Below are 13840 nucleotides of genomic sequence, written 5' to 3'. Positions count from 1 at the left end.
ATGGCCGAGCGCAGCGACACCCAGAAGCACCGCCGGAAGCCCAACACCCGGCTGGTGATGATCGCCGCCGCCATCGGTGGCGCACTCGTTCTGCTGATCAGCGCGTTGCTGAACACTCCGAGCGGAGGTGGCGGCTCCGGCATCGGCGGGCCGGGCCGCGAGGGCGCCTCGCCCGCCACTCCCCCCGTGTTCGAGGCGAAGGCGGGCACCTGCCTGCACTGGACGGAGCCGGACGCGGCGGACATCCGCCAGGTCAAATGCGGCGAACGCCACCTGTTCGAGGTCGCGGGCAAGGCCGATCTGGCCGCCGACTTCGCCGCCACCGCGCCTTACCCCAGTGCCGAGCAGTGGCAGCAGCTCAAGCAGGAACGCTGCACCACCGTCGCCACGCAGTACCTCGGCGGGCGGCTCGACCCGAACGGGCGGTTCACCGTCGGCGCGTTCACCCCGAGCGAGCAGGGCTGGAGTTCGGGAGATCGGAAGCTGCACTGCGGCCTCCAGCAGCCCGGCCCGTCCGGGAAGCTGTTCGCCTCCAAGGGAACCGTGGCCAAGCAGGACCAGTCGAACATCTACGAGGTCGGGCGCTGCCTCGGCATCAACGGCACCGACGTGTGGGACCCGGTGGACTGCGCGCAGCCGCACTCCGTGGAGATCACCGGGACGGTCGACCTCGGCGCCCAGTTCCCCGCCGGGTATCCCTCCGAGTCCGATCAGGACGGATTCCTCGCGACCCGCTGCGGCGAACTCACCGCCGAGTACGCGGGCAGCCCGACGGCGGTGGCGGACAAGAAGCTCGTGGCCTACTGGGACACGCTGCCGGAGGAGAGCTGGGACGCCGGTTCGCGCCAGGTCAACTGCAAGGCCAGCGCGCAGCTGCCCGACGGCAGCGGTCTCGCACCGATCACCGGCAGCATCAAGGACGATGTGCAGGTCGGCCAGGAACCCGCGCCGCAGGACACCGCGCCGATCCAGCCGGGCGTGCCCGCCGCCGGGGAGCGCTGAGCCCGATGCCGGTGGAGATGACGCGGGCGCGCTTCGAGGAACTCGTCGCCGACGCCCTGGACCTGGTGCCCGAGCAGTTCGCGACGGCGATGAACAACGTCGTGGTGCTCGTCGAGGACCACAACCTGGAAGATCCGTCGTTGCTCGGCCTGTACTTCGGCATCGCCCTGACCGACCGCGAGGAGAGCAACTACGCGGGCGTGCTGCCGGACCGGATCTCGATCTACCGCGAGCCACTGCTGGAGATGTGCGACAGCGAGGACGAAGTGGTCGACGAAGTGGCGGTCACCGTGGTGCACGAGATCGCCCACCACTTCGGCATCAACGAGGACACCCTCCACGCCCTCGGCTGGGGCTGAGGAGTTCTCGCGAAACGATCTTTCGGTGAGAGTTCCGCAAGTCCACGAGCCGGGGGCCGGCGTCAGCCCTGGCGGCGGGCGACCCAGGCGGCGGCTTGGGTGCGGCGTTCCATGCCGAGTTTGGCGAGAACCGCGGTGACGTAGTTCTTGACCGTCTTCTCCGCGAGGAACAGGCGTTCCGCGATCTGGCGGTTCGTGAGGCCCTCGCCGATCAGGTCCAGCACCCGGCGTTCCTGATCGGTGAGCGTGTCCAGCTCGTCCGCGGGTTGATCCGTGCCGCGCCGCATCCGCTCCAGCACGCGCGCGGTGGTCACCGGGTCCAGCAGCGAACGTCCCGCCGCGACCTCGCGCACCGCGTTCACCAGGTCCCGCCCTCGCACCTGCTTGAGCAGGTAACCGGACGCACCCGCGTTGATCGCCCCGACCAGCGCCTGCTCGTCGTCGAACGCGGTGAGCACCAGGCACTGCGGCGGCACCGGCAGCGCCCGCAGCCGACGGCACAGGTCGAGGCCGTCGCCGTCCGGCAGCCGCATGTCGACGACCGCGACATCGGGCTCCGCGGCCTGCGCTCGGACGACCGCCTCACCGACTCCGCCTGCTTCGGCGACGACGTCCAGATCCGGCTCGGTGCTCAACAGGTCGCGCAAACCGCGGCGAACCACTTCGTGATCATCTACGAGCAGTACACGTACCGGCACGTCCTCACGCTACGACCGCATCACCCGGACGTGCAGGTAAGGGTGCCCTGAGCGGAACGGGCGGTCCGCCCGGAGGCCCGTTCCGCTCAGGGACCGGATCAGCGGCGGCGGCGAGCCTTGCGGGCGGCCTTCTTCGCCTGCTTGACGTTGAGCTGGGTCTGCTCGGCCACGCGGGAGGCTCCGTGCTTGGCGCGGTAGGCGACCGACGGCTTGCCCTCGGTGTCCACCGCCGTGACCAGCAGCCCGCCGAGCAGGCCCAGGTTCTTGAAGAAGTGGATCTGCTGCCCGGCGCGCTCCTGCGGGTCCTCGATCTCCCAGAACCGGTGTCCCGCGAGCGTCGTCGGCACCAAGCTGCTCGCGAGGAGCACCGCGGACAGGCGCGGGGCCTTGCCGAGCGCCAGCAGCACCCCGGCGCCGAGCTTGACCGCGCCGTCCAGCTTCACCAGCGTCGCCGCGTCCGTGGGCACCTGTTCCGGCAGCGAGTCCTCGATCTGGCCGACCGTCTTGTCCAGGACCGGCTGGGCGGTCTTGGTGAGGGCTTCGGGATTGCGCAGGGCACCGATGCCGCCGTAGATGAACATGGCGGCGAGCAGCGGGCGGGCCAGGCGACGGACGAGCATGTGGACCTCCTAAGTGGACGCGCCCCTGACCGTACCGCGCCGCGTGCTCGTGTCCCGGCTGTGTTGTTGATCTTTCCTCGGAGTTCGCGGTGTTTCGAATCTTCTCGGCTGCGCCGGGAACAATCCGCAAAATTGAGCCGTTAGGACTCATGTAAGCGCAGTGACCGGGTATCCGCTTCGGCGGCGACCCGGCTCCGATGAGGGAGTGATGCAGTGATGGCTCTTGCCGTTCGTGGCTGGGACCCGTTCGCCGGCCTGGACCGTGAGTTCGACCAGTTGATCCGCGGCGCCTTCACCGGACGCGGTGGCGCGGGCCAGGCGTTCGCTCCGGCGGCCGACGTGCTGCGGGACGGCTCCGACCTGGTGTTCCGGCTGGATCTGCCCGGCGTCGACGTCGAGAACGACGTGGCGGTCGAGGTCGCCGACGGGACCCTGACGATCAGCGGCAGCCGTGCCGTCCGCACGGAGGCCCCCGCCGAAGGCGCGGAGGAATCCGAAGCGCCGCGAGCACTGGTCCGGGAACTCCGCTCCGGATCCTTCAACCGCCGCTTCCGGCTGCCCAAGGGCGTGACCGGCGACCAGGTCGAAGCCGACTACGACCGCGGCGTCCTGGAAGTCCGGGTGAGCGGAGCGCTGAAGCAGACGAGCCCCACCAAGGTCGCGATCCGCGACCGGGCTGCGTCGGAGTGAGCAGGTGGTGGATCGGGCGGCGGAACCTCAGAGCCGATCTTTGAACGGTCGGCCCGGTGTGCTCGCGTCGGTCATCGCTGTCTTGTCAGCGGCGAAGCCGACGAGCGGTGACCACGCGAGCAGCCGGACCACCGGCCGGTTCGCAGTGGCCTTCTCGCGAGAAGGCCACTGAGGTTCCGCTACCCGGACACCTTCGAAGAAGAACAACGACAAGGTCGTCAGCTCTGGTCGGCGCGGGCGAAGGTTTCGTCCCAGGCTGCTGCGACCTGGTGGGCGCACAGACGGGGGTCGACCCCGCCCACTCCGGTGCCCAGGCCGGGTAGGGCGATGGTGCGCACGACGTCGCGCACCCGCATCCCGTTCTCGAGCATGCCGTGCGTCCACAGCCGGAGCACCGCCCGCGCGGCGAGGTACGGGTGCACGGTGTCCGAGGGAAGCACCTCGCCCGGAGTGCGCATCGTGGGCGCGCTGACCAGCCAGGCGGGCAACGGCGTTCCGGTGGGCACGAGCAGCGCCTCGCCGACCGGGAGTTCCCCGCCGTGGTAGGCGAGCACGGCGCTGCGCACCGACTCCTCCACGTTCGGGAAGGCCCGCGCGTACAGGGCGTCCACCCCGCCGCGCATCCACCCGTACGAGTTAGCCGGGCTCACCACCGCGTCCACCCGCAGGTCGAGCACCGACCCCTGGTGGACGTCGAGGTTGTCGCGGTCGGTGGCGACATCGCGCCACGCTGCCGTCAACGGCTCGTCCAAGGCGCAGAGGACGAGCCGGAGCTCCGGTTCCGCTCGGTCCGATGAGCGCTCCGAATCCGCGGTCACACCCACAGCATCGCAGGAACGGGCGACTGAATGTAATTGGGTAGGTCACACATTCGGGGAAAGATCAGCACCGATCTGGGGTCAGGTGAGGGGGTCAGCGCGGGCCGTAGGCTGGTGCTCGTGCCGCACATCGCCTACCTGGGGCCGCCGGGAACCTTCACCGAACAGGCGACCCGGGTCCTCACCCGGGGCTTCGACGCCGACCTGCTTCCCTACGAGACCGTGCCGCAGGCGCTCGCCGCGCTGCGCTCCGGCGAGGTGCTGGCCGCCGGCGTTCCGGTGGAGAGCTCGGTGGAAGGCTCGGTGCCCGCCACGCTCGACGCGCTGGTCAGCGGCGATCCGCTGATCGCGGTGTCCGAGGCGATGGTTCCGGTGCAGTTCGACGTGCTGGTGCGCGAAGGCGTCACCGCCGACCAGGTGCGCACCGTGGCGAGCCATCCGCATGCCATCGCGCAGGTCCGCGGCTGGCTCGCGGAGAACCTGCCCGCGGCGGACGTGCGGATGGCCTCCTCCACGGCGGGCGCGGCGAAGGAGGTCGCCGACGGCGACCTGGACGCCGCGATCGCCTCTCCGCTGGCGGTCGAGCTGTTCGACGACCTGCGCGTGCTCGCCCACGGCATCGCCGACACGCCCGACGCCGTGACCCGGTTCCTGCTGCTGCGCAGGCCGGGCGCGCTGCCCGAACCGACCGGCGCCGACCGCACGTCCATCGCCGCCGTCATCGCCGATGAAGTGGGCACGCTGACCGAGCTGATGCTGGAGCTGTCGCTGCGCGGCATCAACCTCAGCCGCATCGAGTCCCGGCCCACCAAGGACCGCCTCGGCGAATACCGGTTCTTCCTCGACTTCGACGGACACGTCGCCGACGCCCGGATCGGGGACGCGCTCAGCGGCCTGCGCAGGCGCTGCAGCGAAGTCCGCTTCCTCGGCTCCTACCCGAAAGCCGACCATTCCCCGGCGAACGTCCGGCCGTCCGCATCCGAACAGTCGTTCCAAGCATCCGCCCGCTGGCTCGCGCGGTTGCGCGAAGGAGGTGTCGCATGAGCGCGGTGTTGCGCGCGAACGCCGACGGACTGCGCCTGGTGCTGGTGCGCCACGGCCAGACCCCGTCGAACGTGCGAGGTGTGCTCGACACGGCGCCGCCCGGTCCCGGGCTCACCGAACTGGGCGCTCGGCAGGCCGAAGACCTCGCGGAACGACTCGCCACCGAGAAGGTGCTGTCGGTGCACGCCAGCCGCGCGCTGCGGGCGCAGCAGACCGCGCTGCCCGCGGCCACCCGCCACGGCCTGGACGTGCGGATCGCCGACGGGACCCACGAGATCTTCGTGGGCGACTTGGAAGGCCTCGGCGACGAGCACTCCCGGGAGCTGTTCGACGAGATCTACGCGAGCTGGCACCACGGCGAACCGGACCGGCCCATGCCCGGCGGCGAAACCGGAACCCAGGCGCTGACCAGGTTCTTCGACTCCGCGCAGCCGGTGCTCGACGACGTGACGACCGGGTCGGTGGTGCTCGTGAGCCACGGCGCGATGGTGCGGCTGGTCGCCTCGCGGCTCGCCGGGGAGATCTCCGCCCGGCGCTCCAGCGAGGCCTACCTGCCCAACACCGGAATCATCGTGCTGGAAGCGGACTCGGGCACGAAGACCGGCTGGCGCTGCATCGAATGGGACGACCTGCCCGACTGACCTGGGTGCCTTCCAGCATGGTCCGGTAGCGGAACCTCGGTGAGCCGTTCGCTGCTGGACCTTTCTCCCGAGTGACTCCGCCACCGGAAAGGTGCCGTCCTCGCGAGGAAGCCGCTGGGGTTCCGCTACCCGGACGCGCAGCCGTCCCGGAAGGACCCGTCAGAGCGGGACTTCCCAGGTGACGGTGGTGCCGCTGTCCGGGGAGGAGTGGATGACGCAGCTGCCTCCCGCCGCCGCCGCGCGTTCTTCGAGGTGGCGCAGGCCGCGTTTGGTGACGTCGCGCGGGATGCCGCAGCCGTCGTCGACGACCTGCAACCGCATGGACCGCTCCGAGCAGCGGATTCGGACCAGCACGGTGCGCGCCCCGGAATGCCGGACCACGTTCGACAGCGCCTCCCGCATCGCGGCCCGCGCGTGGTCGGCGAGCGCGACCGGCACCGCGCTGAGGTCGCCGTCGATCTCCAGCTTGGGCGGCCTGCCGAGCAGTTCCCCCGCGATCTGCACTTCGGAGCGCATCGAGTCGGCGAGGTCCGGGGCGTGCGCGGGCGTCTCCGGGACGGCGGAGCGCAGGGTGCGCACGGTGGCGCGGACTTCGGCGATGGTCTGGTCGAGCTGGTCCATGGTGTCGGTGAGCCGCGCCGAGTCCTCCGCGGCGAGGCGGCCGGTGAGCTTGCGGTCCAGCACTTCGAGCTGCATCCCCGCCGCGTACAGCCGTTGCACGATCACGTCGTGCAGGTCGCGGGCGATGCGTTCCCGTTCCTGGTAGACGGCGATGCGCTCCCGCGCGGTGGAGCCTTCGGCGAGCACCAGCGCCAGCCCGGCCTGCGCGGCGAACCCGGTGAGCACTTCCACGGCGACCCGGGTGAACGTGGCGGCACCGCGCCGCCGGTACACGGCGAGCGCCCCGAGCTTGCGTTCCCGGGTGCCGAACGGGGCGACCGCGAACGGCCCGTAGATCCGCAGCGAAGACGGCACGTAGGGCGCGGTGAGCGGGTCGTCGATGAGGTCGTCGACGACTATCGGCACGCCGCTGCGGGCGACGCGGGCGGCGGCGGAGCGGGCGGAGAGCACGGCGCCGACGGGGTCGCCGGAGGACTCGGCTTCCGCCGGGTAGGCGGCTTCGACGGTGAGCCTGCCGTCGTCGGCGCGCACCATGACGAGGCCGAGGTCGGCTTCGGCGAGTGCGGCGGCGCGGCGCACGACCATCGGCAACACCACGTCGGGATCGTCGGCGGACAGCGCCGCCTTGGTGATCTCGGTGGAGGCCGACAGCATGCGCCTGGCAAGTGCGGAATCCATAACATTCACGAGGTTAGTCCTCCCTTCGTCGTGGCTGATTCGGGTAGCTGGTCGGGTGGCGGAACCTCAGCTGTCTTCTCGCTGCGGGATCTTCCCTGGTGGCTCCGCCACGAGGGAAAAGCCGTCCTCGCGAGAAGACAGCTGAGAACCCGCGGGTGGTCGGCTTTGTGACGTGGGCTATGTGCTTCGCACATGCAGGCACGGCTTCGCCGCCAAGCACGGCCTTCGGCCGCCAGGCAGGCGGGGCTTCGCCCGCCCTTCGCGGGCTTCGCCGCCAAAAGCACGGCTACGCCGCAAAGCACGGCTTCGCTGCCGGGTGGGCGCGAGCTCGTTTTCAGGGCGCGGTTGTTGTTGGGGCGCGGAGGACGGTGAGTCTGCCGTCGTCAATGGTCAGCACCAGGTCAGCGGTTTCGGTTTCGGACGGACGGTGCGTCACGTGCAGGACGGTGCGGTCGGATTCGGCGCGCAGCCGGTGCAGCAGCGGCGTTGAGGTCGCTACGTCGAGGTGCGCGGTCGGTTCGTCGAGCAGTAGCGGGCCGGGGGCGAGCAGCGCGCGAGCCAGTGCGAGCCGTTGTGCCTCCCCGCCGGAGAGCGCGGTGCCGCCGGAACCGACGAACTCGCCGAGCCGGTCGCCCCAGCCAGGCAGCCCGGCCAGTCGCAGCGCGGCGGCGAGCCGCTGGTCGTCGGCGTGCGGCGCGGACATCCGCAGGTTCTCCCTGATGGTGGTGGACACCAGGTTCGGTTCCTGCGGGCACCAGGCGGCCTGCTCGGGCAGTCGTGCCGTGCCGCGCTCGGCGGGCAGGAAACCCAGCAGCAACGCCAGCAGCGTGGACTTTCCGCTACCGGACGGGCCGACGAGAGCGACGTGGGTGCCGGGCGGGACGGTGAGGGTGATGCCGCGCAGCGCGGGTTCGGCGGCGCCCGGCCAGCGCACGTCGACGTCGCGCAGTTCGATGCTCCCGTCGGCGAGCCGGTCCGGGCTCGGTTGCGGAGCCCCGGCGATCGTCTCCTCGTCGTCGGTGCTCGACGTGTCCGGGCCGACGGTGGTGTCGGCGCCGGCCGCGAGCAGCGGAGCGAGCCGGTTCTGCGCGGCACGCAGGTTCCGCCACTGCTGCGCCGCAGGCGGCAGGGCCGCGACGGCCTCGGCGGCGGCGAGCGGGACGAGCGCCAGCAGCGGAGCGAGTTCCGGGGCGAGTCGTCCGGCCGCGACGGCCTCGGCGGCGAGCCAGGCCCCGCCCAGCACGGCGACTCCGACGGCCAGCGTGCTCACCGCGGTCGCGGCTCCCGCCCCGAACGAGGCCCGGCGGGCGCGGGCCGCCAGTCGCGCGTCGACCGCGGCCAGTTCGGCACGGCGGGACGCGTGCGCGCCGAACGCGAGCAGCTCCGCGGAACCGTCGAGCAGCGCCAGCACCCGGTCGGCCACGTGGCGCCGTCCCGCAGCGACGGCGGTGCTGGCGCGACGTTCGGCGAACAACGCCGCCGCGACGCCTCCGATGCCCGCGACCAGCAGCGATACCGCCAGCAACACGCCGGCCGACGGCAGCACCCAGGTTTGCAGCACCACGGCCGCGAACGCGACGAGCACCCCGGCCAGCGGCGGCAGGATCACGCGCGGCACCAGGTCGCGGACCGCGTCGACGTCGTCGACGAGCCGTGCGATCCCGTCGCCGCGGCGCAGTCCGGCGGTGCGCGCCGGGCCGAGCCGCACCAGCGCGTCCCACAGCTTCTCCCGCAGCGATCCGGCGAAGCGGAACGCGGCGTCGTGCGTGACGAGGCGTTCGACGTAGCGCAGCGCCGCGCGGGACAGCGCGAACAGGCGCACTCCCACGACGGCGACCGTCAACGTGAGGATCGGCGGCTGCTGCGAGGCGCGGGCGATCAGCCACGCCGAGGTCGCGGTCAGCGCCAGCCCGGACAGCAGGGACAGCGCGGCGAGCACCACGCCGAGCAGGGTGCGCGGGGTGATCAGCTCGCGGAGGCCGCCGCGTGCCGGGGGCAGTCCGGGCACGGTGCCCGGGGAGGCGTCGGCGGGCGGCGCGGATTCGGGTTCGGCCGCCTCGGCGCCGGGCCGGTGGCTGGCGAGGATCACGGTGGCGCCGTGTTCGGCGGCGCCATCAATCGCTTTGTCGACTTGGCGCGCTGTCGCCGTGTCGAGGTGCGCGGTGGGTTCGTCGAGCAGCAGGACCCGCGCGGCGCCGCGCAGCCGCAGCAGGGCGCGGGCCACGGCGACCCGCTGCCGCTCCCCCGTGGACAGTCCGTCGACCGGGCGGTCGCGCAGGTGCGCGGCGGCGGCCTCCGCGAGCACGTCGGGGATCGCGGCGACGGTGCCGTCGGGCTGGTCGGCGATGGCGAGTTCGAGTTCGGCGAGGACGGTTCCACCGGTGAACACGGGCCGCTGCGGCACCCACGCGAGATGTCTGCGCCAGGCCGCCGGGTCGAGTTCGCTCAGGTCGGTGCCCGCGTAGTCGACGGTCCCGCGTTCGGGGCGGGTGAAGCCGAGCAGCACGCCGAAGGTGGTGGATTTGCCGCTGCCGCTGGGGCCGATGCCGTCGAACCCTTGCAGTCGCAGCACTTCGCCGGGCCGGGCGGTGAAGCTGATCCCGCCCGGCGCGTAGCCGCCGCGCCGAGCCACGGCGAGGTCCCGCACGCGCAGCACGTCCGCCGCACCGAGTTCCCCCTCCTCGGGTTCAATTCGCCCGGCGGTTCCCAGTCCGGCAGTTCCCAGCCCGGCAGTTCCCAGCCCGGCAGTTCCCAGCCCGGCAGTTCCCGGCCCGGCGGTTCCCAGCCCGGCGGGCCGAGCCGGTTCGGCGGCGGGCTCCGGCAGGTCCGCGAGCGGTGCAGCTGCGCCCGCCTGATCGTCCACATCGGACTTCCCGGAGATCACCTCGTCCGCGCGGCGCACCGCCTCCACGCCGTCCTCACTGGCGTGGTGGGCGGCCCCGGCGGCGCGCAGCGGCAGGTAGCACTCGGGTGCGAGCACCAGCACCATCAGCCCCGTCGCCAGGTCGAGATCACCGGACACGAGCCGCAGCCCGATGCCGACGGCGACCAGCGCCACCGACAGCGACGAGAACAGCTCCAGCACCAGCGCCGACAGGAACGCGATGCGCAGCGTAGCCACGGTGCTGCGGCGGTGCCGCTCGCTGACCTGGCGGACCACGGCGCGCTGCGCCCCCGCCCGCCGGAACGCGGTGAGCACCGGCAGAGCGCGCACCAGCTCGTGCAGTTGCGCCGACAGCCGCTGCGTCGAGTCGGTGGCGCGGGCGGTGCGCTGCTCGGTGTAGCGGCCGACGAGCCACGCGAACAGCGGGATCAGCGGCACCGTGATCAAGATCGTCATGGCCGAGACCCGGTCCGAGAACAGGATCCACGCGCCCACGAGCAGCGGGACCACGGCGGCGGTCACCAGCGCGGGCAGGTACTTCGTGAAGAACTCGTCGAGCGCGTCGAGCCCCTTCGTGGCGAGCGTGGTGAGCTCGACCGGCCCGCGTCCCTGGATCCACTCCGGTCCGCGCCGCAGCGCCGAGTCGAGCAGCCGCGCCCGCAGTTCCTCCTTCGCTCCGGCGGCGGCCCGCGCGGACACGAACTCGGTGGCCCAGCCGAACCCGGCGCGGGCGACGATCGCCCCGGCCAGCACCGCGAGCCGCCCGGTGATCGCGTCCGAGTCGACGCCGTCGGTGACGACCTCGGCGAGCGCGCTCGCCAACGCCCACGCCTGCACGATCAGCGCGACGGCGTTGCCCGCGGCGAGCACGCCCGCGGCCACCAGCGCCAGCCGAGCGGATCGCGACAGCCGAGGAAGCGCTCCCAGCGGCCCGCTCATGGCGCGTGCACCGGCGGGATGTGGTGGGTGCCGATGCGCTTGCGGAACACCCAGTACGTCCAGCCCTGGTAGACCAGCACGGCAGGGGTGCCGAACGCGGCGACCCAGGTGATCACGGTGAGGGTGTACGGGCTGGAGGCGGTGTCGGCGATCGACAGCGACCAGGCCGGGTCCAGGGTGGACGGGATGACGTTCGGCCACAGCGCGCCGAACAGCGTCACCACCACACCGGCGAGCGCGATGCCCTGCAACGCGAACGCCTGCCCCTCCCGCCACGAGATCATCCGGGTGAGCCCGGCGAGCGCCGCGACCAGCGCGATCCCCAGCGGCACCCACGTCCACGGGTCGCCCTGGGTCAGCTGAGCCAGCAGCAGCAGCGCGATCACCGGCAGCAGCAGGAGCGGTCCGAGGCGCAGCGCGAACTTCCGCGCCCGCTCCCGCACCTCACCGGCGGTCTTCAGCGACAGGAACACCGCGCCGTGCAGGAACGAGAAACCCCACACCGCGAGCGCGCCCAGCACGTTCGGCCAGGTCAGCAGCACCGACGGCCCGCCGACGCGGTCCCCGTTGGCGTCCAGCGGCAGGCCGAACACGCTCGCCGACAGCACCAGGCCGACCATCATCGGCGCGATCCAGGACGCGGTGACGATCACGACGTCCCAGGTGCGCCGCCACCGCTTCGTGTCCACCTTGCCGCGGTACTCGAACGCGACGCCGCGCCCGATGAGCATCAGCAGCAGGAGCAGCAGCGGCAGGTAGGCGGTGCTGAACAGCGACGCGTACCAGCCGGGGAAGGCGGCGAAGGTGGCGCCGCCCGCGACGATCAGCCAGACCTCGTTGCCGTCCCACACCGGGCCGATCGTGTTGATCAGCACCCGGCGTTCGCGCTCGTCGCGGCCCAGGATCGGCAGCAGCATCCCGACGCCGAAGTCGAAGCCCTCCAGGAACAGGTAGCCCAGCCACAACACGGCGATCAGGGCGAACCAAAAGGTGGGCAGATCCATCACGATCTCCATCGGTGGGCGGAGAAGTCCTTGCGGAATGGTTTTGTCGTTGTCCTGTCAGCGGCGGAGCCGATGAGCAGTGACCAGCTTGAGCAAGATCACCACTGGCGGGTTCTCAGCGGCTTCCTCGCGTGGACGGCGATTTCGCCGTGCGTCGGACATACCTGAGAAATCGCGGCCCCACCCGGCAAGGGGCAGCGAGGGAACCGCTGAGGCTCCGCTACCCGGACACCCACGCAGGCCATCCCGCAAACACTCCAATCAATAAGCGAACGACAACGTCTCGTCGGACTTTTCGTCCTCGGGCGGTTCGTGCGGCATCGTCGCCTCCACGCCGCCGCGCACGAATCGGATGATCAGGAAGATCTCCACGCACGCCAGCACGCCGTACACGGAGGTCAGCGCGATCAGCGAGGTGAGCATCTCGCCCGGCGTCACCCCGGAGGACACCGCCGAGGCCGTGTACATCCACACTCCGTCCACTCCGGACGGATTCGGGTTGGGCACGACGACGAACGGTTGCCTGCCGAGTTCGGTGAAGATCCAGCCGAACGCGTTGCCGAGGAACGGCGTGGCGATGCTCGCCACCGCCAGCGGCGCCCACCAGCGGCCCGTCGGGAATCGGCCCTTGCGGGTGAACCACAGGACGGCGACGGCGCCGAGCGCGGCCACTCCCCGAAGCCGATCATGAACCGGAAGCCCCAGTAGGTCGCGGGCAGGTTCGGCACGTAGTCGATGGGCTGCCCGGCGAACGCGCCGAGCCGCGGGTCGTCGGGGTAGTTCGTGCCGTAGGCGGCCTGGTATTCGGGCACCAGCGCCTGCACGCCCTTGACCTCGCTGGTGAAGTCACCGTTGGCCAGGTACGACAGGATGTACGGCACGGTGAAGCTCTTGACGTCCTCGCAGTTCTGCTTGCTCACGTCGCCGTAGGCGAAGATCGAGAAGCTGGCGGGTTGCTCGGTGTGGCAGAGCGCTTCGGCGGAGGCCATCTTCATCGGCTGCTGATCGAACATCAGCTTGCCCTGCACGTCACCGGACAGCGCCAGGCCCGCGAAGGCGATCACGCCGACCCAGGCGCCGAGCCGCATCGAGCCGTGCCACAGCTTGCGGTCCTCGTCGTCGTGACTGGAGTTCCGGTGGTGCTTGGCGATCTTGTAGGCGGCGATGCCGATGAGGAACGAGCCGGCCACGGCGAAGCAGCCGAACACGGTGTGCGGGAACGCGGCGAGCACCGTGTTGTTCGTCATCACCTCCCAGATCGAGTTCATCCGGGGGCGGCCGTCGACCATCTCGATGCCGACCGGGTGCTGCATCCACGAGTTCGCGGCCAGGATGAAGTACGCGGAGGCGACGGTGGCCAGCGAGAACGCCCACGCGCAGGCCAGGTGCACGCCCTTCGGCAGCCGGTCCCAACCGAAGATCCACAGGCCGAGGAAGGTGGACTCGACGAAGAACGCGACGATCCCCTCCATCGCCAGCGGAGCGCCGAAGACGTCGCCGACGAAGCGCGAGTACTCGCTCCACGCCATGCCGAACTGGAATTCCTGGACGATCCCGGTGACCACGCCCATCGCGAAGTTGATCATCATCAACTTGCCCCAGAAGCGGGTCATCTTCAGGTAGCGCTCGTTGCCCGTCCGCCACCACGCGGTCTGCATGCCCGCGACCAACAGCGACAGTCCGATGGTCAACGGCACCATCAGGAAGTGGTAGACGGTCGTGATCCCGAACTGCCACCGGGCGATGTCGAGGAGTTCCACGGGGGCCAGTCTGCCCGTGCGCCCCGAGTCCGGCTCAGGGGCCGCCGTCCCCCTTGAACAGGCCCAAGGTCCTGTCCGGACC

General features: G+C 71.3%; 11 protein-coding genes and 1 pseudogene. 5 read left to right on the top strand and 7 right to left on the bottom strand.

The features are described from left to right. The gene (locus H2Q94_RS00580) at nucleotides 1–1002 is read left to right on the top strand and encodes a septum formation family protein (RefSeq protein ID WP_243790852.1); all 1002 of its coding nucleotides are present in this window, start codon (nucleotides 1–3) and stop codon (nucleotides 1000–1002) included. A 5-nt stretch (nucleotides 1003–1007) separates the two neighbouring features. After that, nucleotides 1008–1361, top strand: a complete 354-nt coding sequence (locus tag H2Q94_RS00575) for a metallopeptidase family protein (RefSeq protein WP_243790849.1) — start codon at nucleotides 1008–1010, stop codon at nucleotides 1359–1361. A 62-nt stretch (nucleotides 1362–1423) separates the two neighbouring features. Here the strand turns inward: H2Q94_RS00575 and H2Q94_RS00570 are convergent, their stop codons facing one another. Both H2Q94_RS00570 and H2Q94_RS00565 read right to left on the bottom strand, forming a co-directional pair. Next, on the bottom strand, nucleotides 1424–2059 hold the full coding sequence (locus tag H2Q94_RS00570) for a response regulator (RefSeq protein ID WP_243790846.1): 636 nt from the start codon (nucleotides 2057–2059) through the stop codon (nucleotides 1424–1426). 98 nt (nucleotides 2060–2157) lie between these two features. Beyond that, nucleotides 2158–2679 (bottom strand): DoxX family protein, encoded by a 522-nt coding sequence (locus H2Q94_RS00565; RefSeq protein ID WP_243790843.1) that lies wholly within the window; start codon nucleotides 2677–2679, stop codon nucleotides 2158–2160. A gap of 216 nt (nucleotides 2680–2895) precedes the next feature. Between H2Q94_RS00565 and H2Q94_RS00560 the strand changes: the two genes are divergently transcribed. After that, entirely contained in the window at nucleotides 2896–3369 is a 474-nt protein-coding gene (locus tag H2Q94_RS00560; RefSeq protein WP_243790841.1) for an Hsp20/alpha crystallin family protein, read from the top strand. Nucleotides 3370–3587: 218 nt separating this feature from the next. Here H2Q94_RS00560 and H2Q94_RS00555 read toward each other — a convergent pair whose 3' ends face one another. Further along, a complete protein-coding gene (locus H2Q94_RS00555; RefSeq protein ID WP_397545401.1) occupies nucleotides 3588–4187 on the bottom strand; it encodes a macro domain-containing protein in 600 nt (199 codons plus the stop codon). A gap of 120 nt (nucleotides 4188–4307) precedes the next feature. On the opposite strand from H2Q94_RS00555, the gene pheA reads away from it, so the two are divergent. Further along, on the top strand, nucleotides 4308–5231 hold the full coding sequence (gene pheA / locus H2Q94_RS00550) for a prephenate dehydratase (RefSeq protein ID WP_243790836.1): 924 nt from the start codon (nucleotides 4308–4310) through the stop codon (nucleotides 5229–5231). Beyond that, nucleotides 5228–5872, top strand: coding sequence for a histidine phosphatase family protein (locus H2Q94_RS00545; RefSeq protein ID WP_243790834.1), 645 nt, complete (start codon nucleotides 5228–5230; stop codon nucleotides 5870–5872). Before pheA ends, H2Q94_RS00545 begins: the two co-directional genes overlap by 4 nt. A gap of 159 nt (nucleotides 5873–6031) precedes the next feature. On the opposite strand, the gene H2Q94_RS00540 is transcribed toward H2Q94_RS00545, so the two are convergent. From H2Q94_RS00540 to H2Q94_RS00525, 4 genes and pseudogenes are all read right to left on the bottom strand, one after another. Next, nucleotides 6032–7171: a GAF domain-containing sensor histidine kinase gene (locus H2Q94_RS00540; RefSeq protein WP_243790832.1), complete on the bottom strand. Its 1140-nt coding sequence runs from the start codon at nucleotides 7169–7171 to the stop codon at nucleotides 6032–6034. Nucleotides 7172–7505: 334 nt separating this feature from the next. Next, nucleotides 7506–10994 (bottom strand): thiol reductant ABC exporter subunit CydD, encoded by a 3489-nt coding sequence (cydD, locus tag H2Q94_RS00535; protein WP_243790830.1) that lies wholly within the window; start codon nucleotides 10992–10994, stop codon nucleotides 7506–7508. Further along, entirely contained in the window at nucleotides 10991–11998 is a 1008-nt protein-coding gene (cydB, locus tag H2Q94_RS00530) for a cytochrome d ubiquinol oxidase subunit II (RefSeq protein ID WP_243790827.1), read from the bottom strand. The genes cydD and cydB overlap by 4 nt, the downstream gene beginning before the upstream one ends. A gap of 261 nt (nucleotides 11999–12259) precedes the next feature. Continuing rightward, nucleotides 12260–13758, bottom strand: a pseudogene (locus H2Q94_RS00525) (cytochrome ubiquinol oxidase subunit I). Between the last annotated feature and the right edge of the window lie 82 nt (nucleotides 13759–13840).

The organism is Saccharopolyspora gloriosae (assembly GCF_022828475.1).
Taxonomy (GTDB): domain Bacteria; phylum Actinomycetota; class Actinomycetes; order Mycobacteriales; family Pseudonocardiaceae; genus Saccharopolyspora_C; species Saccharopolyspora_C gloriosae_A.
Note: the sequence above shows the minus strand (reverse complement) of the source record. Positions and strands in the feature narration are given on the sequence as shown.